The sequence below is a fragment of the Streptomyces sp. NBC_00289 genome (assembly GCF_041435115.1).
GTDB lineage: Bacteria > Actinomycetota > Actinomycetes > Streptomycetales > Streptomycetaceae > Streptomyces.
This window is the reverse complement of sequence record NZ_CP108046.1, coordinates 3,153,111-3,177,954: the sequence shown is the minus strand read 5'-3', so window position 1 is coordinate 3,177,954 and position 24,844 is coordinate 3,153,111. Positions and strand designations below refer to the sequence as shown.

General features: G+C 70.7%; 16 protein-coding genes and 2 pseudogenes. 9 read left to right on the top strand and 9 right to left on the bottom strand.

Annotated elements, in window-relative coordinates; all coding sequences use genetic code 11:
• The first annotated feature begins 143 nt into the window (after nucleotides 1-143).
• Complete coding sequence (locus tag OG985_RS14525) at nucleotides 144-1,679, top strand: M1 family metallopeptidase (protein ID WP_371668746.1); 1,536 nt, start codon at nucleotides 144-146, stop codon at nucleotides 1,677-1,679.
• A 183-nt stretch (nucleotides 1,680-1,862) separates the two neighbouring features.
• Complete coding sequence (gene hflX / locus OG985_RS14520; protein WP_371668745.1) at nucleotides 1,863-3,356, top strand: GTPase HflX; 1,494 nt, start codon at nucleotides 1,863-1,865, stop codon at nucleotides 3,354-3,356.
• A gap of 150 nt (nucleotides 3,357-3,506) precedes the next feature.
• Here hflX and OG985_RS14515 read toward each other — a convergent pair whose 3' ends face one another.
• Nucleotides 3,507-4,739, bottom strand: a complete 1,233-nt coding sequence (locus OG985_RS14515; RefSeq protein WP_371668744.1) for a serine protease — start codon at nucleotides 4,737-4,739, stop codon at nucleotides 3,507-3,509.
• Nucleotides 4,740-5,065: 326 nt separating this feature from the next.
• Between OG985_RS14515 and OG985_RS14510 the strand changes: the two genes are divergently transcribed.
• On the top strand, nucleotides 5,066-6,022 hold the full coding sequence (locus OG985_RS14510) for a polysaccharide pyruvyl transferase family protein (RefSeq protein ID WP_371668743.1): 957 nt from the start codon (nucleotides 5,066-5,068) through the stop codon (nucleotides 6,020-6,022).
• A 165-nt stretch (nucleotides 6,023-6,187) separates the two neighbouring features.
• On the opposite strand, the gene OG985_RS14505 is transcribed toward OG985_RS14510, so the two are convergent.
• From OG985_RS14505 to OG985_RS14475, 7 genes and pseudogenes are all read right to left on the bottom strand, one after another.
• Complete coding sequence (locus OG985_RS14505; protein ID WP_371668742.1) at nucleotides 6,188-7,075, bottom strand: glycosyltransferase family 2 protein; 888 nt, start codon at nucleotides 7,073-7,075, stop codon at nucleotides 6,188-6,190.
• A 197-nt stretch (nucleotides 7,076-7,272) separates the two neighbouring features.
• A complete protein-coding gene (locus OG985_RS14500; RefSeq protein WP_371668741.1) occupies nucleotides 7,273-8,262 on the bottom strand; it encodes a glycosyltransferase family 9 protein in 990 nt (329 codons plus the stop codon).
• Nucleotides 8,259-8,726: pseudogene (locus OG985_RS14495) on the bottom strand (D-beta-D-heptose 1-phosphate adenosyltransferase); the annotation flags it as partial. The pseudogene OG985_RS14495 and the gene OG985_RS14500, both read right to left, overlap by 4 nt.
• Before the next feature lie 472 nt (nucleotides 8,727-9,198).
• Nucleotides 9,199-9,711: pseudogene (locus tag OG985_RS14490) on the bottom strand (D-glycero-alpha-D-manno-heptose-1,7-bisphosphate 7-phosphatase); the annotation flags it as partial.
• Nucleotides 9,708-10,706: a glycosyltransferase gene (locus tag OG985_RS14485; protein ID WP_371668740.1), complete on the bottom strand. Its 999-nt coding sequence runs from the start codon at nucleotides 10,704-10,706 to the stop codon at nucleotides 9,708-9,710. The pseudogene OG985_RS14490 and the gene OG985_RS14485, both read right to left, overlap by 4 nt.
• On the bottom strand, nucleotides 10,703-10,858 hold the full coding sequence (locus OG985_RS14480) for a hypothetical protein (RefSeq protein ID WP_371668739.1): 156 nt from the start codon (nucleotides 10,856-10,858) through the stop codon (nucleotides 10,703-10,705). Before OG985_RS14480 ends, OG985_RS14485 begins: the two co-directional genes overlap by 4 nt.
• The gene (locus OG985_RS14475; RefSeq protein WP_371668738.1) at nucleotides 10,855-11,241 is read right to left on the bottom strand and encodes a hypothetical protein; all 387 of its coding nucleotides are present in this window, start codon (nucleotides 11,239-11,241) and stop codon (nucleotides 10,855-10,857) included. Before OG985_RS14475 ends, OG985_RS14480 begins: the two co-directional genes overlap by 4 nt.
• Before the next feature lie 877 nt (nucleotides 11,242-12,118).
• On the opposite strand from OG985_RS14475, the gene OG985_RS14470 reads away from it, so the two are divergent.
• The 4 genes from OG985_RS14470 (at nucleotide 12,119) to OG985_RS14455 (ending at nucleotide 19,432) form a co-directional block, all read left to right on the top strand.
• A complete protein-coding gene (locus tag OG985_RS14470; RefSeq protein WP_371674371.1) occupies nucleotides 12,119-13,669 on the top strand; it encodes an aminotransferase class III-fold pyridoxal phosphate-dependent enzyme in 1,551 nt (516 codons plus the stop codon).
• Nucleotides 13,670-14,015: 346 nt separating this feature from the next.
• Nucleotides 14,016-16,016 (top strand): IucA/IucC family siderophore biosynthesis protein, encoded by a 2,001-nt coding sequence (locus OG985_RS14465; protein WP_371668737.1) that lies wholly within the window; start codon nucleotides 14,016-14,018, stop codon nucleotides 16,014-16,016.
• A 157-nt stretch (nucleotides 16,017-16,173) separates the two neighbouring features.
• The gene (locus OG985_RS14460) at nucleotides 16,174-16,995 is read left to right on the top strand and encodes a GNAT family N-acetyltransferase (RefSeq protein WP_371668736.1); all 822 of its coding nucleotides are present in this window, start codon (nucleotides 16,174-16,176) and stop codon (nucleotides 16,993-16,995) included.
• Nucleotides 16,996-17,446: 451 nt separating this feature from the next.
• A complete protein-coding gene (locus OG985_RS14455; protein WP_371668735.1) occupies nucleotides 17,447-19,432 on the top strand; it encodes an ATP-dependent DNA helicase in 1,986 nt (661 codons plus the stop codon).
• 266 nt (nucleotides 19,433-19,698) lie between these two features.
• Here OG985_RS14455 and lexA read toward each other — a convergent pair whose 3' ends face one another.
• Nucleotides 19,699-20,478 carry a transcriptional repressor LexA gene (gene lexA / locus OG985_RS14450; protein ID WP_371668734.1) on the bottom strand — a complete coding sequence of 260 codons (780 nt, stop codon included), beginning with the start codon at nucleotides 20,476-20,478 and terminating at the stop codon, nucleotides 19,699-19,701.
• 566 nt (nucleotides 20,479-21,044) lie between these two features.
• On the opposite strand from lexA, the gene nrdR reads away from it, so the two are divergent.
• Together nrdR and OG985_RS14440 are read left to right on the top strand one after the other, a co-directional pair.
• Nucleotides 21,045-21,623, top strand: a complete 579-nt coding sequence (gene nrdR / locus OG985_RS14445; RefSeq protein WP_371668733.1) for a transcriptional regulator NrdR — start codon at nucleotides 21,045-21,047, stop codon at nucleotides 21,621-21,623.
• Between the two features lie 164 nt (nucleotides 21,624-21,787).
• Entirely contained in the window at nucleotides 21,788-24,694 is a 2,907-nt protein-coding gene (locus tag OG985_RS14440; RefSeq protein ID WP_371668732.1) for a vitamin B12-dependent ribonucleotide reductase, read from the top strand.
• Nucleotides 24,695-24,844 lie beyond the last annotated feature (150 nt).

Below are 24,844 nucleotides of genomic sequence, written 5' to 3'. Positions count from 1 at the left end.
CGCGGTCGTTCGGTCCCGGGCTCGCACGCCCTGTCGGGTTCGCACGGCAGGTGACCGACCCGCCCGCCGCCGGACCCACCCGTTCGGGTGGGCTGGGCGCGCGTCGTCGCCGTACCGCATGCGCGCGCTGGTAGCGGTGGTCCATGCTGCTCACCCCCCGCACCCGGGCCCGCCGCCCCCGACGGCCGAAGGCGGCCGCGCTGCTCGCCTCGGCCGTCTCCGTATGCCTCCTCGCCGCGAGCGCCCCCGCCGCTCCGCTCGGCGTCGGTGACCGTCTCTTCCCGCAGTTGGGCAACCCCGGCTACGACGTGGCTTCGTACGACCTCGACTTCACCTATCCCGGTACCAATGACAAGCCCCTCCGGGCCGTCACCACGATCGACGCCTGGACGACCACCTCGCTGGACCGCGTCAACCTCGACTTCGCGCACGGAGACGTCGAGTCGGTCGAGGTCGACGGTGAAGCCGCCGCGTTCGCCAGTGCCGGGGAGGACCTCGTCGTCACCCCCGAGAAGCCGCTGCCCAGGGGCACCTGGATGCGGATCACGGTCCGGCACACCAGCGACCCCGTGTCCGCCGAGGGCCGCGACGGCGGCTGGGTGCGGACCGCGGACGGCCTCGCCATGGCCAACCAGGCGGACGTCGCCCACCTGGTGTTCCCGTGCAACGACCACCCCTCCGACAAGGCGATGTTCACCATCCGGGTCACCGTGCCCGACGGCTACACCGCGGTCGCCAACGGCCTGCCGACCGGCGTCGACCGCGCCGGCCGGGCGACCACGTGGACGTACCGCACCCAGCACCCCATGGCCACCGAACTCGCCCAGGTGTCCATCGGCCGCTCCGCCGTGGTGCACCGCACCGGCCCGCACAACCTGCCTGTACGGGACGTCGTGCCGGCCGAGGACCGCACCGCGCTCGAACCCTGGCTGCGGAAGACGCCCGACCAGATCGCCTGGATGGAGAGCAAGGTCGGGCCCTATCCCTTCGAGACGTACGGCGTGCTCATGGCCGAGGCGTCCACCGGCTTCGAGCTGGAGACACAGACCCTCTCCCTCTTCGAGAAGGGGATGTTCACCGAGCCCGCCTACCCCAAGTGGTACGTCGAGTCGATCATGGTGCACGAGCTGTCCCACCAGTGGTTCGGCGACAGCGTCAGCCCGCGCACCTGGTCGGACCTGTGGCTCAACGAAGGGCACGCCACCTGGTACGAGGCCCTGTACGCGGAGGAGAAGGCGAACAAGCCGATGGAGGCGCGGATGAAGGCGGCGTACAGCGCCTCCGACAGCTGGCGCGCGGCCGGCGGACCGCCGGCGGCACCCAAGGCCCCCAAGCCCGGCCAGAAGATCGGCATCTTCCGTGCGAACGTCTACGACGGCGCCGCCCTGGCCCTGTACGCCCTGCGCCAGGAGATCGGCCGCCCGGCCTTCGAGCACCTGGAACAGGCGTGGGTGAGCGGTCACCGCGACGGTGTCGCCAGCACCGCGGACTTCGTGCGGCTCGCCTCCCGGGTCTCCGGACGCGAGCTCGGAGACTTCTTCGAGGCCTGGCTGTACGGCAAGAAGACCCCGCCGATGCCCGGTCACCCGGACTGGAAGCCGGGCGCACCCGTGAAGGCCGCGGCCAAGCCGGCACCGCGGTCCGCGGCGAACTCGGCGGGGAAGCCGGCGGCGAAATAAGGCGGTGACGAGACGGGCCGTCCCGTGCGACCATCGTCAGGTCGGCGCGGCAGGACACCGCACGGGACAAGGGAATCTCCCGGGGCACTCGTGCGTTGAGAACAGAGACGGACCAGGTCAGAAGCTCGGCTTCCGCCCCGCGGCCGCCGCCGTACACGCCATCCCCAACGACGTAAGGACCCAATGACCTCCTCTTCATCCCCTTCCCAGGACAGTCAGCGCCTCGCGCACGCCTACCCCGACGGTCTTCGGGCCGATGCCCTGATGGAAGAGGACGTCGCCTGGAGCCACGAGATCGACGGAGAGCGGGACGGCGACCAGTTCGACCGCTCCGAGCGCGCGGCCCTGCGCCGCGTGGCAGGCCTCTCCACCGAACTCGAGGACGTCACCGAGGTCGAGTACCGTCAGCTCCGCCTGGAGCGGGTCGTGCTCGTCGGCGTCTGGACCTCGGGAACCGTGCAGGACGCGGACAACTCCCTCGCGGAGCTCGCCGCCCTCGCGGAGACAGCGGGCGCGGTCGTGCTCGACGGCGTGACCCAGCGCCGCGACAAGCCCGACGCCGCCACCTACATCGGTTCCGGCAAGGCCAACGAACTGCGGGACATCGTCATCGAATCGGGCGCGGACACCGTCATCTGCGACGGTGAGCTCAGTCCGGGCCAGCTCATCCACCTCGAAGACGTCGTCAAGGTCAAGGTCATCGACCGTACGGCCCTGATCCTGGACATCTTCGCCCAGCACGCCAAGTCCCGGGAGGGCAAGGCGCAGGTCGCGCTCGCGCAGATGCAGTACATGCTGCCGAGGCTGCGCGGCTGGGGTCAGTCGCTGTCCCGACAGATGGGCGGCGGCAAGGGCGGCGGCCTCGCCACCCGTGGTCCCGGTGAGACCAAGATCGAGACGGACCGGCGTCGGATCCGCGAGAAGATGGCGAAGATGCGCCGGGAGATCGCGGACATGAAGACCGGCCGCGAGATCAAGCGCCAGGAACGTCGGCGCCACAAGGTGCCGTCCGTCGCCATCGCGGGCTACACCAACGCCGGTAAGTCCTCCCTGCTCAACCGCCTCACGGGCGCGGGCGTCCTGGTCGAGAACGCCCTGTTCGCCACTCTCGACCCGACCGTGCGCCGGGCCGAGACCCCCAGCGGACGGCTGTACACGCTGACCGACACGGTCGGCTTCGTGCGGCACCTTCCGCACCACCTGGTCGAGGCGTTCCGCTCCACCATGGAGGAGGTCGGCGACGCCGACCTGATCCTGCACGTGGTGGACGGCTCGCACCCCGTGCCGGAGGAGCAGCTGGCCGCCGTGCGCGAGGTGATCAGGGACGTCGGCGCCACCGGCGTACCCGAGATCGTCGTGATCAACAAGGCGGACGCGGCCGACCCGCTGACACTCCAGCGGCTGATGCGGAACGAGAAGCGGTCGATCGCGGTCTCGGCCCGCACCGGACTCGGCATCACCGAGCTGCTCGCGCTGATCGACAACGAGCTGCCCAGGCCCTCGGTCGAGATCGAGGCACTTGTGCCGTACACCCACGGCAAGCTCGTCGCCCGTGCCCACACCGAGGGTGAGGTGATCTCCGAGGAGCACACGCCGGAGGGAACCCTGCTCAAGGCGCGGGTGCACGAGGAGCTGGCGGCGGATCTCGCGCCGTACGTTCCCGCGCCGCTCGGCTGAGTCGCGCCAGGACGAGCCCGCCCGGCGTTCCGCAACACGCCCGAAGGCCCGCCCCCTGCCTGAAGCAGGAGGCGGGCCTTCGGCGTGCGTCCGCGGCCACCGGCCGCCGTACGTCTCACTCGCTCATGACGTCGTCCACGACATGGACGGTCACTGGCCGGCGAACTTCTCGCTCACGGAGTCGTACACGCCCTCGGCCACGTCACCCAGCCGCGGTCCGGCCAGCCAGCCCGAAGTCACCGGGCCTATCGAGGTGTTGGAGACGAGCGCCGGCTTGCCGTTCGAGCCCGTCGCGACCCAGCCGCCGCCGGACGCACCGCCGGTCATGCTGCACCCGATGCGGTACATCGTCGGGGCCGACGCGGTGATCGACAGCCGGCCCGGCCGGTCCGTGCACTGGTACAGCTTCTGCCCGTCGTAGGGCGCCGCGGCCGGATACCCGGTGGCCGTGATGCTTGGCACCTTCGGAACGGCCGGGGCCTTGAAGTCGACCGGTAGCGCCGACCCGACCGTCTCCTCCAGCGACTTGCCGCCGCTGCCCTCCTCGGGCGTCACATGGATGACCGCGAAGTCGTACGGGGCGCCGTCGCCGCCCGTCGCACCGCCCTGCTCGATCCACTGCTGCGAGGTCTGCGCCCAGTCGCCCCACCAGACGCCGTACGGAGCGACCTCCTCCTTGGGGACGTTCTGCAACTGCTCGGCCGTTTCACCCTTGTCGTTGTACGAGGGCACGAACGCGATGTTGCGATACCAGCCGCCCTTCTTTCCGGCGTGGACGCAGTGGCCCGCCGTCCAGACCAGGTTGGACTTGCCGGGATGGGCCGGGTCCTGGACGACCGTCGCCGAGCACACCATCGTGCCTTCGGGGGAGTCGAAGAACACCTTGCCCGCCTCGGCTGCGTTGGCGTGGTACGCGGGCGGCACGGACTTCGCGTCGACCGACGCGGGCGTCGGGTCGGTCACGCCCTGGTCATCGGCGAGGTCGCCGGGGTCGACCACCTTGTCCGGGTCGTCGGCGCCACGCATCCGATCCGGGTCCCACAGGCCCTCGATGATCGGATTGACGTAGTCCTGGGCCTCACGCAGCCAGTCGTCCCTGTCCCAGTTCTTCCAGGCGCCGTCCTTCCACTTGTCGACGTCGATCCCGTGCTCTTTGAGCTTTTCCTTGATGTTGTCCGGGATTTTGATCTTGCCGTCGCCGTTCGACGAGGCGGAGGCGGAGGTCTGTCCGTCGGCCTGCGAGTCGCCCGAATCGCAGGCGGTGGCCGTGAGCGCGAGGGCCGAAGCGAGCGCGACAGTGGCCAGCACGGGGGAAGTCCTGCGGCGCGCCCCCTCCCGGCGACTCTCCCCCCGAGCGGTGAACGACGGCCGTATGGATCCCATGGTCTGACTCCCCCTGAGGTGCCTTGAAGTGCTGTGATCTGCTGTGACGTACGTTGACGGGCCGGGGCGTGCTCAACGCGAGTTCCGCTGTCTGAACTCGGTTCCGAGCCGGTGATGTTGCCTGCTCGGGCGGCCCCGCGCGATCAGCGCGGGTACCCGAACGGCATCACACACTATGCGCTCCCTGTGGGGGACTTCGGACAGGGCGGCAACGGTTCGGCTACAGGCTGTCCGACCTGGCCGTGTGGGTCCCGGCCCCCCGCCGTACCAGCGGTCTCGCCGGCACCGGTGATTGCCCTCCGGCTCGCCGGGAACCCGGTCGAACTATGCACGAGCAACCGCTGGGAGCGATCCCGGAGACCCGCGAGCCCCACCGGAGACTGCTGCTGACCGGGTGGTTCAGCTTCCCGCGCGGAGAGGCGACCGCCGGGGACGTGCTGGCCCTGGAACGGGTCCGGGACGTGCTCGGGCATGCGGGCATCGCCCACGACGTCGCCTGGAGCCCCGGGTTCCGCCCCGAGGCCCTGCACCTGGAGGACGTGCGGCCCGGGGACTACTCCCACCTCGTGTTCGTGTGCGGTCCGGTGCACGGCGAGCAGATCGAGGAACTGCACCGAAGGTTCGCGCACTGCGTACGGATCGCGGTCGGGACGTCCGTCATCGCGCCGGGCAGCCCCGCCGTGACCGGGTTCCACCGCGTCCTGGCGCGGGACGCCTCGGACACCGAGCCCGGCCGGGACCTGGCGGCCCGCGCGCCCGCACCGCCCCAGCGGCCAGTCGTCGGCGTCGTGCTCACGCACGGTCAGCACGAGCACGGCCCGCAGCGCCGACACGTTCGGGTCGCCGAGGAGGTCACCTCGTGGCTGGCCGGGAAGGATTGCGCCTGCCTGCAGCTCGACACGCGGCTCGACACCCGCGACTGGCGCCTGTGCGCGACGCCGGCCCAGCTCGAGTCCGTGCTCACCCGGCTGGACCTCGTCGTCACGGACGGGCTGGACGGGCTGGTCCTGGCGCTGCGCGCGGGCGTTCCGGCGCTGGCCGTCGACCCGGTGGCGGGCGGGGCGAACGTGACCGCGCAGGCGCGCGCCTGCGACTGGCCCGCGCTCGTGCCCGCCGAGCAACTGGATGGGCGCCTGCTGGAACGCTGGTGGCACTGGTGCCTGACCACCGGCTCCGTCACCGCGCGCCAGATCGCCGCCGAGTTCCGCGAGGGCGTCGTCCGGGACGGCGCCGACCGCCTCGTCGAGGCCCTGCAGACGCGGGTCGTGGACCGGGCCGGCTGACCCGGGGTTACGGGTTACGGGGTGCGGGGTCACGGGTGCGGGGCGCCGGGCACCGGGCGCGGGGTTCGGGCGGCGAGCAGGTTCTTCTCGCCGGCCGGTCGCAGCCGTGGGTGGACGCGACTTACGAACCGGAGGGCCTGGGTACGGCGGTGGTGCGGTCGTCGGTCATGCCGGACCTCGGTCGGTCTCCCCCAGCAGGCGGGCTGCCCGCTCCACATGCGGGGGCAGCGGGCGGCGGGCGCGCGACGCGGCGGGCAGGCGGACGAGCGCTTCGCGGAGGGCGCGGCGGGCGGCGTGGTCGCGGCGGGCGTCGGCGGCCAGGGCGCGGGTGCGGGCGAGCGCGTGCGGCACGGGGCGGCGCAGCCATGAGGTGAGCAGTTCGTTGCGGCGTACGACGGCCGGGCGGTCGGAGCGCGGGCTGGGCGCCGGGTGATGGTGGGCGACCACCTCGGGGGAGTGGGCGACGCCCCAGCCGCGCGCGGCCAGGTCGTAGGCGAGCAGGGTCTCCTCGGCGCCGAAGAACAGCAGCGGGTGGAAGCCGCCCGCGTCGAGGTAGGCGGTACGTCGCGTCATCGCGGCGCAGGCCAGGAAGCCCAGGACCTGGACGCCGGGCAGGTCGTCGGCGGGGCCGAGGGGCGAGGCGGCGAGGACGTCGTTGAGGGGGTCGGCTGTCTCCTCCGGTCCGACGAGGGTGCGGGCGGCGAGCAGGCCGAGCCGCGGATGGCTGTCGAGGAGCCCGGCGGCGGTGGCCAGGGCCCCGGGCGCCCACCAGGAGTCGTCGTCGCTGAAGGCGACGTACGGCGTGTCGAGGGCACGGAGGCCGTGGGTGCGGGCGAGCGCGCCGCGGTTGGAGGGCAGCGCCAGCACGCGCACCCGGGGGAAGTCCCGGACGAGCATGGCGCGGGTGTCGTCGGTGGAGGCGTTGTCGGCCACGACGATCTGCGGCCGCTCCGGAAGGTCCAGCAGATGACGGAGGGTCACGGCCAGACGGGCGGAGCGGTTACGGGTCGCGATGACAACACCTATGGCTGAGCGTTCTGTTGAAGCGTCCACGGGCGGCCCCGGGGAAGGGGCGGTGTGAGGGAAGGGGCGGGGGTGGAACGGGGTGCGGAGGGGGGAGTGGGAGGGATCAGGGGGAGTGGGTGGGGGTGGAGTGGGCGTGGAGGTGGATGCTGGGCGGCTCTGGGCAACGGGTGTCTGCCTGCCCGGGCTGCTGTGTCGGCCGGCAGGTGTGGGGCCGCCGTCGTCGGTCACCGTGCACCGGCCGGGCAGGCGTCAGGCATCGGCAGTGAGCGCACCGCCGCCAGCACGTCGCGCGGAGTGATCCGGAGCAGGCCCGGGTCCGGTCGCGATCCGTGGGGGTCGCCTTCGCCGTCCGGGCCCGGGTGCCACAGGGCGCGGTGGCGGGGGCACTCCGGCGGACCCCAACGGCTCGGCGGTACCGGGCCGAAGAGGGTGACCGAAGGGGTGGCGTAGGCGACGGCAAGGTGTGCCACACCGGTGTCGCCGCTGATCACCGCCCGCGCCTCGGCGACGAGCGCGGACAACCCCGCGAAGGGCAGGCCGCCGACGAGAAGGTCACTCTTCGGCAGCCCCGCCCGTTCCGCGAGCGAGGCCACCAGTTCGTCCTCTCCCGCTCCTCCGGTGACGACCACCCGGTGGCCCCGTTCGCGCAGGGCCGTCGCGACATCCCCGAAGCGGTCGGCCGGCCAGCGGCGCGAGGGGGCCGCGGCTCCCGGGTGCAGTACGACGGCACCGGGAGCCGGGGACGCCTCGGACGGACCGGGCAGCAGCAGGTCGGCAGGGTCGGCGGGGATGCCGTAGGAGGCCAGCAGCCGGCACCAGCGGTCCCGCTCGTGTTCCTCGGCACGCCACTGCGGGCCCTCGATCTCCGGTGTCTCCGGGTGGCCGAAGGCGAGCAGTCGCTTCGGACGCAGGTCACTCAACAGCCGGTGGCTTGACGGGCCGTTGCCGTGCAGGTCCACGGCGACGTCCGGCGGCGGGCCGTCCCAGTCCAGGGTGCGCGGTACGGCGCGGCCCGGGGCGGAGGCGGGCAGCAACCTGTCCACGGCGCCCGTCGCCGCGGCCACCGGGGCCAGTTCCGCGGGCGCGGCCAGCACCAGCTCGTGCCCCGGGAACGCCCGGCGCAGCGCGCGCAGCGCGGGTACACCGGCCAGCATGTCCCCGAGGCCCAGCGCCCGCAGCACCAGGATGCGCAGTGGCGCGGCGGACCCGCTCATGCCGCGTCCTCCGCGTCTGCCGCAGCCCGTGCCATCAGTGCCGTGGACGACCGTCCGTCGAGGTACGGCAGGAGCACGGCCTGCCCGCCCCACTCCTCGAGCAGCACCGCCTCGGGCAGTTCCGCGCCGGTGCAGTCGCCGCCCTTGCCCCACATGTCGGGGCGCAGGTCGGCGATGAGGCGTTCCGGCGTGTCCTCGTCGAACACGGCCACGGCGTCGACGCAGTCCGGGGCGCGCAGCACGCGGCCCCGGTCGGCCGACGGACCGACCGGCCGGCCCGCACCCTTGCGGCGCTGTACCGGCGCGTCCGAGTCGACGCAGACGACCAGGCAGTCACCGATCCCGCGGGCGGCCTGGAGCAGCCCGACGCGCCCGGCGTCCAGCAGAAGGGGTGCTTTGCCGGCCATGTGACCGTCACCTCCCGTTCCCGTTCCCGTTCCCGTTCCCGTTTCCGTTCTCGCGGCCGGTCTCGGCCCTGTCCGCGTTCTCGTTTCCGTTCACCCGTTGCCTGCCTTGCTGCAGGCCGGCTGCTGTGCGCCACTCCCTCGGCCCGCTCGGCCCGCTCGGCCCGCTCGGCTGCTGGTGGCCGACCGTGAGCCGCTCTCCCTGCTCACCCGGCAGCTCAGGCCTTGCCATCGGCCACTCGCGGGGTTCGGCAGGCTGCTCATCGCCGGCGCTCCGCCGCGGGTCGGGCCGGCCGTAGCCCGGGTCGGTGTGGCGGTCATCGCGTCGTGCGTCGAGGTGCCGGTCGTAGCTCTGGTCGAGGTGCCGGTCGTAGGCCTCATCGACCTCTCGGCCGTAGCCCGCATCGAGCCGCCCGCCGTAGTCGGCATCGACCTGCTCGCCGTAGCCCGCGTTTCCCCGCTCGTCGTAGCCCGGGTCGATGAAGCGGCGATTCGGGCCGTCGGCCGGCGGCGTGACGTCGTCTCCCCGCCTCTCCAGCACAGCGCGCACCGCGCTGAGCAGGTCGGGGGCGACATGATCCGCGGCGGCCGTCTCTTCCGGTCGGGTGGCGGCGTTTGGTACGAGGATGCCGTGGGCGCCGGCCCGGCGGGCGGCCTCGACGTCGGCGCCGATGTCGCCGATGACGACCAGGTCGGCCGGGTCCACACACAGCCGCCCGGCCGCCCACAGCACGAGACCGGGTGCGGGCTTGCGGCAGTGGCAGCCGTCGCCGGGCCCGTGGGGGCAGACGGCCCACACGTCGAAGGGGCCCAGAGTCTCGTCGACGCGCGCGTTGACGCGGCGCACGTCCGCCGCGCTGATCAGGCCGCGAGCCACGCCGGACTGGTTGCTGACGACGCCGGTGCGGATGCCGCGGGCACGCAGCAGGCCGAGTGCCTCCCGGGCTCCTTCGACCGGGCGGACCCGCTCGGGGTCGCCGTTGTAGGGAACGTCGTGCACGAGGGTGCCGTCGCGGTCGAACAGCACGGCTCCGACCCGGTTCACCGCGCCGCCTCCGCCCATGGCCGAGCGCCCCGGTGCCGCAACCGGCCGTTCAGCCGGTGCCAGACGGCGGCGGGCGGGATGAGCGCGCTGGTGACGACCATCGTGGCGACCTCGTGGCGGGTGCGCGGTCCGGGCGCGATGCGGGTCCACGCGAACTCGCCGGTTCCCGCGAGCCAGCCGAGCGCGGCGGCCGCGGCGGCCCGACGGTGTCGTACGGCGGCGAGGGCGCAGGCCGCCGCTCCCGTGGCTGTCAGCGCGACGTGCGCACGGAAGCGACCGCGTGGCGCCACCGCCTTCTCCCACCAGTCGGCTCCGTGGAGTTGCCGCATCAGCGCGTCGTCGGCGTTGCCGCGCTGGGCGCGCAGGGACACCCAGCGGTCGGCGGGCCGCACGGGGTGGCGGGTGGTACGGCGGCCCTGGCGGATGCGCCAGTCGGCGTTCAGCACACGCAGCGCGATGTCGGCGTCCTCGCGGAAGGCTCGCCGGAAACGTTCGTCGAAGCCGCCGACCTGCTTGAGGGCGTCGGTGCGGTACGCCATGTCGGCGGTGATCCACCGCGCCCGGGCGAGGCCGGCGGTACCGCGCTCCCAGTCGGTGGCGCGCCGCTCACCGGGCAACGGTACGGCGATCACGCCCTGCACGGCGCCGGTGTCGGGGGTGGCCTCGGTCAGGTCCCGCGCGAGCTGGTCGCACCAGTGCGGCCCGACCTGGACGTCGTCGTCGAGAAAGACGACCCAGGGTGAGGTCACCGCACGCCAACCGGTGTTGCGGGCGGCAGCCGGCCCGCGTCCCGCGCTGGTCAGCACGGTGGTGCTGCCCCGCAGATCGCCGAGAACGGCGAGTCCGTGCTCCAACGCGCCGAGTTCGGGCTCGGGCCGGTCGTCGACAAGGACGATCTCGCGCGGCCGCGGGCCCGTGGCCGCGGCGAGGGCGGCGAGACAGTCGGCGAGCGTGTCGCGGGCCAGGGTGGGAATCACGACGGCGTAGTCGGTCATGCGTGTTCCCTCCCGCCGCCGAACGCCGTCCCCCTGCGCACCGCGTACGTCCCGAATGCCAGAAGGCTGAGGGGCGCGGAGCCGAGATACTCCAGCGCGTCGCGCGGATCGTCGACCATCGGTCGCCCGGCGGAGTCGAGGCTGGTGTTCACTGTGAGCCCTTCGTAGGCCAGGCCGGGGGAGTGGAGCAGCGCCCGCGTCGCGAGTGTGTCGAGTCGGCCCTCATGGGAGCGGCCCGTGAGATGCGAGAGGTCCTCGCCGCGGCCGTCGAGGACGGCGTGTCTGGGTGCGGGGAGGCAGGCCCGGCCGAGCAGGCCTGCGCCGCGCCCACATGGTGGGGAGGGAAGACGACCTTGGCCGGGTCGACTCCGGGCAGGGCCGCCTCGGCCAGTAACTCGTGGGAACTGCGCGCGTACTCCTGCGGCAGCGCGGCCCCAGGATCGGACAGAGCCGTCTCCGCCGCGGGCCGGGCCGGCGCCGGCTCGAACGCGTATGCGACGGCGTCCAGCTCCCCGGCCGCACTTCGGCGCACCAATGGGCGGAGCGTTCCGGCAGCTCCCACGCGGGGAACGGAACCGGGCACTTGTCGTGCTTACGCCGGCTGAAACCCTCCTCCGCAGCGGCGACGGTCCTGCCGTCTTCGATCGGTGCGGCGGCCAGTTCGTGGAACGCGGCGTTGGTTCGGAGGAAGGGCATGGGGCCGCTCCAGGCTGTCCGGTGGGTGGGCTCCGGTCCCCTGGGTGCCGCACCACAGTCGTCTCAAACATGTGAAAGGAGCTCAATAAAGACATGTGCGATTCCATCACCGTTCGTAGTTGTTCGGGTGGTCGCCGGCCCACATCTGAGCGAGCCAGCCGACCGTGTCCGTCAGGCCCTCGGTCCAGTTCACTCGCGGCGCCACTGCCGGCCGAGCCGCTGTCGCGCCGGCCCGGCAGCGGGGCGCCGTAGGCCAGGGGCGCCGACCGGACCATCGACGAATCCGATGCGCGAGCCCATCCCGGCAGGCGCTGTTTCGGCCACGGCAATGATCTTGCGGTAGCCCGTAACTCGTTGAGCGGTCCGGGGTTGGTAGCCGTGGGGGCTGAAGGTGTCCGGTCCCTTGTGCTCAGATCCCCTCGGGGCGTCGAGGCTGCTCATGGGATGTCGTGTTCGAACTGGGCGAGGCGCGAGAAACCCCTCGTTCGTGGACAGCGGGAGGACGGGGAACCGTGGCCGTGACCGACTCTTCGTCCGAAGGAGCCCCTGAGGCCGGGACCTCGTCCAAGGGAACCCCTGAGACCGGGACCTCCGAGGCCGTGGCCCCCAAGGGCGTCGGAGTGTCCGAGGTCGCACGGACGCGTGAAGGCACGCTGATGTCCGTGGCCGTACAGGAGCCCGACGCGGTGCCGGCACCCGCCGTAGAAGTGTCGGTAATGCGCGGTGCCGTGGCGGCACGCTCCCCACGGCAGCAAATCCCACGGCAGGGAATGCCACGGCCGGGAATGCCGGGGCGGCAACCGGCCCGCGAGCCGGCGGCGCGCACCTACGCACGCGCCCTGCCGATCGTGCCCGTACGCGCACGCGGGCTGACCATCGAGGGCGCGGACGGCCGTCGTTACCTGGACTGTCTCTCCGGTGCGGGCACCTTGGCACTCGGCCACAACCATCCCGTGGTCCTGGAAGCGATCCGCAGGGTCCTCGATTCGGGAGCACCTCTGCACGTACCCGACCTGGCAACACCTGTCCAGGACGCCTTCACCGCCGAGCTGTTTCACACCCTGCCGCCAGGCCTCGCCGACCATGCACGCGTGCAGTTCTGCGGTCCGGCCGGAAGCGACGCGATGAGGGCCGCGTTCAAGCTCGTACGGGCCGCGACCGGACGCACCGGCATCCTCACCTACACGGACGCCCACCACGAGATGACGGTCGGAGCGCTCCGCTCCTCCCGGCCCGACGCCGAGCCCCACCTCGCGCGTCTGCTCTCTCCGTACGACCACCGCTGCCCCTTCGGTGTCGCCGGCGTTCATGACGCCGAACGTGCGGCCCACTGGACCGAGGCCCTCCTCAACGACCCCGAACCGCACCCGCCACTTCCTGCCGGATGGGTCGTCGACCCCGTCCGCAGCGAGGACGGTGTGTTTCCCGCGCCCGACGAGTGGATGCGGCTCATGCGTCGCATCACGGCTGCCCGATCCATCCCGCTGATCGCCGACGAGGTTGAGACGGGGGTCGGGCGCACGGGCGCCTTCTGGGCGGTGGACCACAGCGACGTCACGCCCGACGTGATGGTCCTGTCCAAGGCCATCGGCGGCAGCCTCCCCCTCTCCGTAGTGGTCTACCGCGACGAGTTGGACGTACAGCAGCCCGATGCCCAAGCAGACACCTTCCGCGGCAACCAACTCGCCATGGCCGCCGGCACCGCCACCCTGGCCTACGTCCGCGAAAACCACCTTGCCGAAAGAGCGGCGACTCTGGGCTTCCGTATGCTCGCCCGACTGCGCGACCTGGCAACGGAGTTCCCGCACATCGGGGCCGTGCGGGGACGCGGACTGATGATCGGGGTCGAGCTGGTAGATCCCGAAGGGGATCGCAAGCCTGGCGCACCGAGGGGCGTCGACGTTCCTGGAACCCTGGTCGGCCCAGCCCCAGTCCCGGGGCCGGCCCACGTCCGTAACGGAACACCGGAACCGGCTCCGATGCCGGACCTCCCGCACTCCTCCCGGCCGACCGCTCCCGAACTGGCGGCCGCGGTCCAGCGGGAGTGCCTGCGCCGCGGCCTGATCGTCGAAGTCGGCGGCCCTCGCGCGAACGTCGTACGGCTGCTCCCACCGCTGACCATCAGTGACGAGCAGGCGACCGCAGTGCTCGACCGTCTGTCCGACGCGGTGGCCGCGGTGGCCCGCAGCCGTACCCGTGAGGGCCGAACGCATCACCCGCAGCGACGGCCCAGATCGCACAACGACGCAGCCGAACGCGCGGGCTAGCCCCACGACCAGCCACGCGATTGCCCGCCCACAAGCCCACGGCGGCCGCGCCTCCCAAAGCCCGTACCCCGTAGGCGGCTTCGCCCCTCTCCAGGTTGTCCGTCGCAGGCCCCCCTCGCGTTCCGGCGACCACCACCGCACACGCAGGCCACCGACACACCATCCGGCACCCCCACTCGACACCACCCGTGCCCCCGTTCAGAGCCACTCCGGAACCACCCGAAACCTCACTCGGACCCATCCCTCGAACCACCCCCAGAAGTTCTCGAAACCGGAAACCCCTACTCGAACCCCTCCCTCCCATCACCGCAGAACCACCCCGGAACCACCCCCGAGGACCTCAGCCTTGAACGCCATCCCCACATCCGCCGGCCCCTCGCCCACACCGGCTCCACGCCACTCCCACGCGGCGGAGCCCCGACGGCGACAGGCCATCGACGCCGCACAGTCCCGGCAGCGACCGGCCATCCTGGAAGAGACCGCCTCGGACTCACCAAGCGGAGCGGCCCCCACCCACGGAGAATCGCCTGACGTCGGACGGTTTCCCGGCCTCACGCCGGACTTCCTGGAGCACCCGGACGTACACACCGCAGCCGAGGCCGCCGCCGTGGAGAACCTGCTGCGCTGCTGGGTACGCGAAGCCGGCCTCCCCTCCCCCGACAACGGGCCCCTTCGCATCCCGCTCCCTGCCAGCGGCACCTCCTTGCTTGTCCCCGTCCACTACTGGTCCCAGACCGGATGGCACCGCTTCGGCCTCCCGAGCCTGGCCGATGCCCCTGCACAGTCCCCGCCCGCCGATGCCGTCACGATCGCGGCACTCCTTGCGAGGGAGGCGCGCGGAAGGCCGAACCCGGTGGACGCGCCCGCAGTGCCCGACAGCGCTGACCTCGTGGCACGTGTGGCCGACTCCGTCCGTCGAACCGCCACGTTCATCTGCGCATACCGGAAGCGCCCCGCCGAACAGCCCGATCTCTTCCTCTCCGCCGAACAGGCACTCGTACTCGGACATCCGCTGCACCCGACCCCGAAGAGCCGAGAGGGTCTCACCGAGTCCGAAGCACGTCGGTACTCACCCGAGTTGGGCGGCTCGTTCGTTCTGCACTGGTTGGCGGTCGCCCCTGCTGTTCTCGCCACCGACTCGGCCTGGACCGAACGCGGGCGTCCGGTCGCCGCTCCCCAGCTCACGGCAGGCCTGGCGAAGTCCCCACTGCCGTTGCCCGACGGCTACACCGCCTTGCCGGTCCACCCCTGGCAGATGGCCGAGGTCCGGCACCGCCCCGAGATCGCGACTCTGCTCGACGCCGGACTTCTCCGCGATCTCGGTGTCCAGGGCTCTGCCTGGCACCCCACCTCCTCCGTACGTACTGTTCACAGGTCCGGCGCTCCCGCCATGCTCAAGCTGTCCCTGGGGCTGCGCATCACCAACTCCCGTCGTGAGAACCTCCGCAAGGAACTCCACCGTGGCGTCGAGGTGCACCGACTCCTGCGCGGCGGTCTCTCCCAGCAGTGGCAGGCCGCGCACCCCGGGTTCGACATCGTGCGCGACCCGGCCTGGCTCGCCGTCGACGGACCGGACGGCGACCCCGTGCCTGGCCTCGACGTGGTGATCCGCCACAACCCGTTCAGCCCTTCCACCGACGTCTCGTGCATCGCAGGACTCGTCTCCCCTCGACCGCATGACCGGCCGAGCGCCGTAGGGCGCCCATCGGTGGCGGACCAGCAGGCTCCACGCACCCGTCTTGCCGAGGTCGTCACCAACCTCGCCGACCGGACCGGCCGCCCACTTGCGGCCGTCGCCGCCGAGTGGTTCCTGCGTTACCTGGAACGGGTCGTTCGCCCGGTGCTGTGGCTGGACGCGGAGGCAGGCATCGCCCTGGAGGCCCACCAGCAGAACACCCTGGTGCTGCTGGACGCCGCCGGCTGGCCCACAGGTGGCCGCTACCGTGACAACCAGGGTTACTACTTCCGCGAGTCCCGGCGTGCGGAACTGGACGCCCGACTGCCCGGCATCGGCCAGCACAGCGACACCTTCGTCTCCGACGAGGTGACGGACGAGCGTTTCGCGTACTACCTCGCCATCAACAACGTCTTCGGACTCATCGGAGCGTTCGGCTCGCAGCGTCTGGCCGACGAACAACTGCTGCTGGCCGCCTTCCGGCGCTTCCTCGACGACGTCGCCTCCGGCCCCGCCCGGCTGCGCACCTCACTGCCCGCCCAGCTGCTCGACTCACCCGTCCTGCGCAGTAAGGCGAACCTGCTGACCCGCCTGCACGGCCTCGACGAACTCGTCGGCCCGGTCGACAGCCAGTCCGTCTACGTCACCATCGCCAACCCCATCCACTCCTGACGGCCTCCGGAACCACCACCTCTTTCCCGCCACCACCGACGGGTTCGCCTGACCACCACCCACCTACCTCCTTCCACCTCTGACCTGTTCCTTGACCATCCCCGCGTCCTTCGCCCTGGGGACCATGACCACCTCACCTTCTGAAAGGAGCGTCGCCGTGCCTCCCAACGACGCGAGCAACGGCGCCGGGACCGCCCCGATCACCCACAGCACAGCCACCGCCACCGCCACTGGCGAGAGTCTCGCCGGATCGGTCCTCGACGCGGGCTCCGACAGCGAGGACACCCTCGAGCTGCGCCTGCCGGACGAGCTCATCGCGCTCCTGGAAGAGGAGCGAGCCGAGCTCGACAGGACCCAGGGCCGCCTCAAGAGCACGGCATCGCCGGCCGTCGGTCCCTCTGCCGGTGACGACCTTCTCGACGGCGTGGCCGGCTGGGGACCGACCGACACCCCTGCCGGTGTGTTCCAACTCGTCCCTGTGCGTGTCGAACGGGATCTCGCTCTCGTCAGCCGGTGGATGAACGACCCCGCCGTCGCGGCGTTCTGGGACCTGGCGGGCGCTCAGTCCGTGGCGGAGCACCACATGCAGAACCAGATCGACGGAGACGGACGCAGCGTCCCGTGCATCGGAATGCTGGCGGGCAACCCCATGAGCTACTGGGAGATCTATCGGGCTGACCTGGACCCACTGGCCCGCCACTATCCCGCCCGACCTCACGACACGGGTATCCACCTCCTCCTCGGTGGTGTCGCAGACCGCGGCCGAGGGCTCGGCAGCACACTCCTGAGAGCCGTGGCCGATCTCGTCCTGGACAAACGGCCCGCCTGCGCCCGCGTCGTCGCGGAGCCCGACCTTCGCAACATGCCCTCCATCGCCTCCTTCCTCGCTGCCGGCTTCCGCTTCTCCGCCGAGATCGACCTGCCCGCCAAGCAGGCCGCCCTCGTGGTCCGCGACCGGTCCCTCCGTCATCTGCTGTAGCGCCATGTCATCGCGTCATCACTTTTGGTACACCGCTCGAGCCGATCCGGTTCCCATGCGCGCCGAGCCGTTTTCGCACCGACCCCGGCCCCGTGCAACCGACCGTGAACCTGCCCCGATCCGACCCCCGACGAATCGACTCTCCCCACGGACGCCCCGAACAAGCGCAGACGCGAAGGCAGCCCCCGAAACCCCGCCAGATTGATCCCGACCCGAACCTGACCCACCACGAACCCGACCGGGGCCCACCACAAACCCGACCGGGGGCCCAGCACGATCCCAACCGGACCCGCCCCGATCCCAAGCAATCCCATTCCACTCCCAAGCGAAGCCGTCCCGATCCCAAGCGAGCCGATGCGAGCCCCGACCGAAGGACGCGCGTCTTGATCCGTCCCCTGCCCCTCGCCTTGATCACCCGTTTGTCAGTGCCGGGCCGTAGGGTGGTCGGGCTATGACGAAGTCCTCACTCCCTGAACTCCTGCACGCTGCCGTCACTGCCGTCGGCGGTACGGAGCGCCCCGGCCAGGTGACCATGGCCGAAGCCGTCGCCGAGGCGATCGACGACGGTGCCCATCTGCTCGTGCAGGCCGGCACCGGCACCGGAAAGTCACTGGGCTATCTGGTGCCCGCACTCGCGCACGGGGAGCGCGTCGTCATCGCGACCGCAACCCTGGCGCTGCAGCGCCAGCTCGTGGAGCGGGACCTTCCGCGCACGGTCGACGCACTGCATCCGCTGCTGCGCCGGCGCCCGGAGTTCGCCATGCTCAAGGGCAGGTCGAACTACCTGTGTCTGCACCGTCTGCATGAGGGCGTTCCGCAGGACGAGGAGGAGGGGCTCTTCGACCAGTTCGAGGCGGCCGCTCCGACCAGCAAACTGGGCCAGGACCTGCTCCGGCTGCGCGACTGGTCGGACGAGACGGAGAACGGCGACCGGGACGACCTCACGCCGGGTGTCTCGGACCGAGCCTGGGCTCAGGTGTCGGTCTCCTCACGAGAATGTCTGGGCGCCACCAAGTGCGCGTACGGCGCGGAGTGCTTCGCGGAGATGGCCCGTGAGCGGGCCAAGCTCGCCGAGGTCGTCGTCACCAACCACGCGCTCCTCGCGATCGACGCCATCGAGGGTGCGCCGGTCCTTCCGCAGCACGAGGTGCTGATCGTCGACGAGGCCCACGAGCTGGTCTCGCGGGTCACCGGAGTCGCCACCGGCGAGCTCACCCCCGGGCAGGTCAACCGCGCGGTGCGCCGCGCCGCCAAACTCGCCAACGAGAAGGCGGCGGACCAGCTCCAGACCGCCGCCGAGGGCTTCGAGCGGCTGATGGAACTGGCCCTGCCGGGTCGGCTGGAAGAGATCCCCGAAGACCTGGGCTACGCCCTCATGGCGCTGCGCGACGCGGCGCGCACGGTCATCTCAGCGATCGGCGCGACCCGTGACAAGTCCGTGCAGGACGAGGACGCGGTCCGCAAGCAGGCACTTGCCTCCGTGGAGAGCGTGCACGACGTGGCGGAGCGGATCACGAACGGCTCCGAGTGGGACGTCGTCTGGTACGAGCGTCACGACCGCTTCGGTGCCTCCCTGCGCGTGGCCCCCATGTCCGTGTCGGGCCTGCTGAGAGAGAAGCTGTTCGCGGACCGCTCCGTCGTCCTGACCTCGGCGACCCTCAAGCTGGGCGGTGACTTCAACGGCGTGGGCGCCTCCCTGGGGCTCGCTCCGGAGGGCACTGAGGGGGAAGACCTTCCGCAGTGGAAGGGCGTCGACGTGGGCTCGCCCTTCGACTACCCCAAGCAGGGCATCCTGTACGTCGCCAAGCACCTTGCGCGACCCGCACGGGACGGCGACCGCGGGGACATGCTCGACGAGCTCACGGAGTTGATCCAGGCGGCCGGCGGCCGCACCCTGGGGCTCTTCTCCTCGATGCGGGCAGCTCAGCTCGCCGCGGAGGAACTGCGCTCCCGCATTCCCGAGTTCCCGATCCTCCTCCAGGGCGAGGAGACCCTCGGCGAGCTGATCAAGAACTTCGCGGCCGACCCGAAGACCTGCCTTTTCGGCACGCTGTCGCTCTGGCAGGGCGTCGACGTGCCGGGTTCCAGCTGTCAGCTGGTGGTCATGGACAAGATCCCGTTCCCGCGCCCGGACGACCCTTTGATGAGTGCGCGCCAGAAAGCGGTGGAGGACGCCGGGGGTAACGGCTTCATGGCGGTCGCCGCGACCCACGCCGCACTGCTCATGGCCCAGGGAGCCGGCCGCCTGGTCCGCGCGACGGGGGACCGGGGTGTGGTCGCCGTACTGGACCAGCGACTGGCCACGGCCCGATACGGGAGCTATCTGAAGGCGTCACTGCCCGGCTTTTGGTACACCACCGACCGTAACCAGGTCCGTAAGTCGCTGGCCGCGATCGACGCCGTAGCGAAGGTGGCGGAAGAGGCCGACGCGGAGTGATCGCAAGGAGAGGATGATCGGGTTTTCCCTGTCCCATGCACGGCGACAGGGAAACCGCGATGCGATGTGCCCAGGACGGAAAGGCCCCGGCCGAAGGTATCGGTGCGCCAACCACAGCTGCCCATGTACCAGCGGCGGCCACCTGCGCACGGCTCCGTGGACCCCCGAGAGGCTGCCCCGCACAGCACAGGGCCCCGGAACCGGCGCAGGGGTCCCGGGGCCCGGTCAGAGGGCGGGGGGCCGGTTCGGCCCGCCCGCCATAGCCGTCACACGCGCCGCAGTACTGCCACCACCTTGCCGAGAATGGTCGCGTCGTCGCCCTGGATCGGCTCGTAGGCGGAGTTGTGCGGGAGGAGCCATACGTGGCCGTCCTCCCGCTTGAAGCGCTTGACGGTGGCCTCGCCGTCGAGCATCGCGGCGACGATGTCGCCGTTCTCGGCGACTGGCTGACGGCGAACCGTGACCCAGTCTCCGTCGCAGATCGCGGCCTCGATCATCGAGTCACCGACGACCTTCAGGACGAACAGCTCCCCGTCGCCGACCAGCTGTCGGGGCAGGGGGAAGACGTCCTCGACCGATTCCTCGGCCAGGATCGGTCCACCGGCGGCGATGCGGCCGACCAGGGGAACGTAGGACGCGGCCGGCTTGCCCGCGGTGTCGGTGGGCTGCACCGAGGCGCCCTGGTCAGAGCCTCGCACCTCGTAGGCGCGCGGCCGGTGCGGGTCACGGCGCAGGAAGCCCTTGCGCTCCAGTGCCATCAGCTGGTGTGCGACCGACGATGTACTGGACAGGCCGACCGCCTGACCGATCTCGCGCATCGACGGCGGGTAGCCGCGCCGCTGCACTGAGTCCCTGATGACCTCGATCACCCGGCGCTGTCGGTCGGTCAGTCCGGAGCTGTCCGCCCGGATGCCTGGAGGTCGTCCAGGCAGGGAGCGCTTTTGCCCCTCGGGATTCGCGGCTTCGTTCATCGCATGCACCGGCTCGAGTCGGCCCTGGGAGCGGTCCTGGGCAGTGATGGTGGCACTGTCTGCGGTGGTGGTCACGTCGGCCCCTCTCGATGGTCTCCCTGCTGGACAACGGTAGTTGCTTTCGAAAGGTTGCGCCAAACACACGTTCGAGTGAAAAACCGTGAAGTGTCTGACTTGATCACGTGTCTGGGTGTATGGCTAACGCGGTGCCTGGCGGACGAAGAGATCCATCGTTGTACTCTTCACCGCCGGGGCGACGATCTCGTGGGCTGCTGCCTCAGTCTGCCATCCGGCATCCCGTCAACCGGGAACCGACCCCCGTTTGTGCGGGAGTCCCACGTCACCTCCCTGCGGCGCCCACGGTATCTCCGCATGCGCCGCAGCGGTACGGCTGCGGCGCATCCGTGTCCGGCGTGGCGGTGCGTTCGCGGGGCACATGCCAGTACATGCGCGACACGCGCTGACGGCCTGGATGTATAAGCCAATCCCCACATCTAGTGGTTGGATTGCGGCAGCGGCCCAGAAGTTGTGGTCCCCAGGGTCTTCCAGCCCTCGGCGATCGCCTATGCTTGGGGCTGCTTCGAGGGGCCCGAGGGGCCTCCTGAGGCTATTGAGTCTGCTGTGAGGAGGGTTGGAAGCTGATGCACTGCCCCTTCTGCAGGCACCCCGACAGCCGTGTCGTCGACAGTCGTACGACCGACGACGGCACGTCGATCCGCAGGCGCCGCCAGTGCCCTGACTGCTCCCGTCGTTTCACGACCGTGGAGACGTGCTCGCTCATGGTGGTGAAGCGGTCCGGAGTCACCGAGCCCTTCAGTCGCACCAAGGTCATCAACGGCGTGCGCAAGGCATGTCAGGGACGACCTGTCACGGAGGACGCGCTCGCCCAGCTCGGCCAGCGGGTCGAGGAGGCGGTGCGGGCCACCGGAAGCGCCGAGCTGACCACCCACGACGTGGGGCTGGCCATACTCGGCCCGTTGCAGGAACTCGACCTCGTCGCCTATCTGCGATTCGCGTCCGTCTACCGGGCGTTCGACTCGTTGGAGGACTTCGAGGCCGCGATCGTGGAACTCAGGGAACAGACGGGACTCCCCGCCGCGGACGACGAGGACCGCGCGGACACTACCGACGGCAAGGGCGCTGTCGCGGGGAGCCAGGAAGACGACCGCGGGTGCGGAGGGACTGCTCAGGTCCCCGTGCCCGCCCACGCCGCCGACTGACCGGCGGGCAGGGACCGGACGGCGACTCCGGATCCGGCCGGACGGTGGCGACCAAAGACCTGTTGCGGGCGGTAGCGAGTGGGTGCCCGCAACACCAGACAGAACATCGTGCCACGGGAACATCAGGGCACTTCAGGGCGTTTTAGCCCGTACAGGGAGGCGGCATGACAGAGACGGCGAGTGGTCCGGCACGGAGTTCCCGCGCCAAGGGCACCAAGGCGAGCAAGGGACTGCGTGTCGAGCGCATCCACACCACTCCCGGCGTGCACCCGTACGACGAGGTTGCGTGGGAGCGCCGTGACGTCGTCATGACCAACTGGCGCGACGGCTCGGTCAACTTCGAGCAGCGCGGCGTCGAGTTCCCCGACTTCTGGTCGGTGAACGCGGTCAACATCGTCACCAGCAAGTACTTCCGGGGCGCCGTGGGCACCCCGCAGCGCGAGGTGAGCCTCAGGCAGCTCATCGACCGCATCGTGAAGACGTACCGGAAGGCGGGCGAGGACTACAAGTACTTCGCCTCGCCCGCCGATGCCGAGATCTTCGAGCACGAGCTGGCGTACGCCCTCCTGCACCAGATCTTCAGCTTCAACAGCCCCGTGTGGTTCAACGTCGGCACCCCGCAGCCCCAGCAGGTCTCCGCCTGCTTCATCCTGTCCGTCGACGACTCCATGGAGTCGATCCTCGACTGGTACAAGGAAGAGGGCATGATCTTCAAGGGCGGCTCCGGCGCCGGCCTGAACCTCTCCCGCATCCGCTCCTCCAAGGAGCTGCTGTCCTCCGGCGGCAACGCCTCGGGCCCCGTGTCCTTCATGCGTGGCGCCGACGCCTCCGCGGGCACCATCAAGTCGGGTGGCGCCACGCGCCGCGCCGCCAAGATGGTCATCCTCGACGTCGACCACCCCGACATCGAGGGCTTCATCGAGACCAAGGTGAAGGAAGAGGAGAAGATCCGCGCCCTGCGTGACGCGGGCTTCGACATGGACCTGGGCGGCGACGACATCACGTCCGTCCAGTACCAGAACGCCAACAACTCGGTCCGCGTGAACGACACGTTCATGAAGGCCGTCGAGCAGGGTGGCAAGTTCGGCCTGACGTCGCGCATGACGGGTGAGGTCATCGAGGAGGTCGACGCCAAGTCGCTCTTCCGCAAGATGGCCGAGGCCGCCTGGGCCTGCGCCGACCCCGGTATCCAGTACGACGACACCATCAACCACTGGCACACGTGCCCGGAGTCCGGCCGTATCAACGGCTCGAACCCGTGCAGCGAGTACATGCACCTGGACAACACGTCCTGCAACCTCGCCTCGCTGAACCTGATGAAGTTCCTCAAGGACGACGGCAAGGGCCACCAGTCCTTCGAGGTCGAGCGCTTCGCCAAGGTCGTCGAGCTCGTCATCACGGCGATGGACATCTCCATCTGCTTCGCGGACTTCCCGACCCAGAAGATCGGCGAGAACACGCGCGCGTTCCGTCAGCTCGGCATCGGCTACGCGAACCTCGGCGCCCTGCTGATGGCGACCGGCCACGCGTACGACTCCGACGGCGGCCGTGCCCTCGCCGGGTCCATCACCTCCCTGATGACCGGCACGTCGTACCGCCGCTCCGCCGAACTCGCCGCGGTCGTGGGGGCGTATGACGGGTATGCTCGCAACGCGCAGCCGCACCTGCGTGTCATGAAGCAGCACGCCGACGAGAACACCAAGGCCGTCCGCATGGACGACCTGGACACGCCGATCTGGGCCGCCGCCACGGAGGCCTGGCAGGACGTTCTCCACCTCGGCGAGAAGAACGGTTTCCGCAACGCGCAGGCGTCGGTCATCGCCCCGACCGGCACCATCGGTCTCGCGATGTCCTGCGACACCACCGGCCTCGAGCCCGACCTCGCCCTGGTCAAGTTCAAGAAGCTGGTCGGCGGCGGCTCGATGCAGATCGTCAACGGCACCGTCCCGCAGGCCCTGCGCCGCCTGGGTTACCAGGAGGAGCAGATCGAGGCGGTCGTCGCGCACATCGCCGAGAACGGCAACGTCGTGGACGCCCCGGGTCTCAAGCCGGAGCACTACGAGGTCTTCGACTGCGCCATGGGCGAGCGTTCCATCTCCGCGATGGGCCACGTCCGCATGATGGCCGCGATCCAGCCGTGGATCTCCGGTGCCCTCTCCAAGACGGTCAACATGCCGGAGTCGGCGACCGTCGAAGAGGTCGAGGAGATCTACTTCGAGGCCTGGAAGATGGGCGTCAAGGCGCTCGCGATCTACCGCGACAACTGCAAGGTCGGCCAGCCCCTCTCCGCCAAGACCAAGGACAAGGGCACGGCGGAGAAGGACGCGGTCACGGCGAAGGCCGAGGCGACCATCCGCGAGACGGTCGAGAAGGTCGTCGAGTACCGCCCGGTCCGCAAGCGCCTCCCCAAGGGCCGGCCCGGCATCACGACCTCGTTCACGGTCGGCGGCGCCGAGGGCTACATGACGGCCAACTCCTACCCGGACGACGGTCTCGGCGAGGTCTTCCTGAAGATGTCCAAGCAGGGCTCGACTCTCGCGGGCATGATGGACGCCTTCTCGATCGCCGTCTCGGTGGGTCTGCAGTACGGCGTGCCGCTGGAGACGTACGTCTCGAAGTTCACGAACATGCGCTTCGAGCCGGCCGGCATGACGGACGACCCGGACGTGCGGATGGCCCAGTCGATCGTCGACTACATCTTCCGCCGCCTGGCGCTCGACTTCCTGCCCTTCGAGACGCGCTCCGCGCTCGGTATCCACTCCGCCGAGGAGCGCCAGCGTCACCTGGAGACCGGCTCGTACGAGCAGTCCCTCGACGACGAGGTCGACGTGGAGGGCCTTGCCCAGTCGGCGCCGCGAGCCCAGGAGCTGAAGGCCGTCTCCACCCCGAAGGCGGAGATCGAGGCGGTCAAGCCCGTCCCGCAGCAGGCCCACACCAGCGCTGAGCTGGTGGAGATGCAGCTGGGCATCCAGGCCGACGCCCCGCTGTGCTTCTCCTGCGGTACGAAGATGCAGCGAGCCGGCTCCTGCTACATCTGCGAGGGCTGCGGCTCGACCAGCGGCTGCAGCTGATTTCGGGCAGGGACACGTCCCTGCCGACACGTAGGCCCTGAGAGGAGGGGCGCCGGCTGTCCGCCGGCGCCCCTCCTCGCCGTAACCGGTGGGGGGCCTTCGCCGCCTGTCCGGCGGAGACGGACCTGCGCGGACACAGTCCCGCCCTCA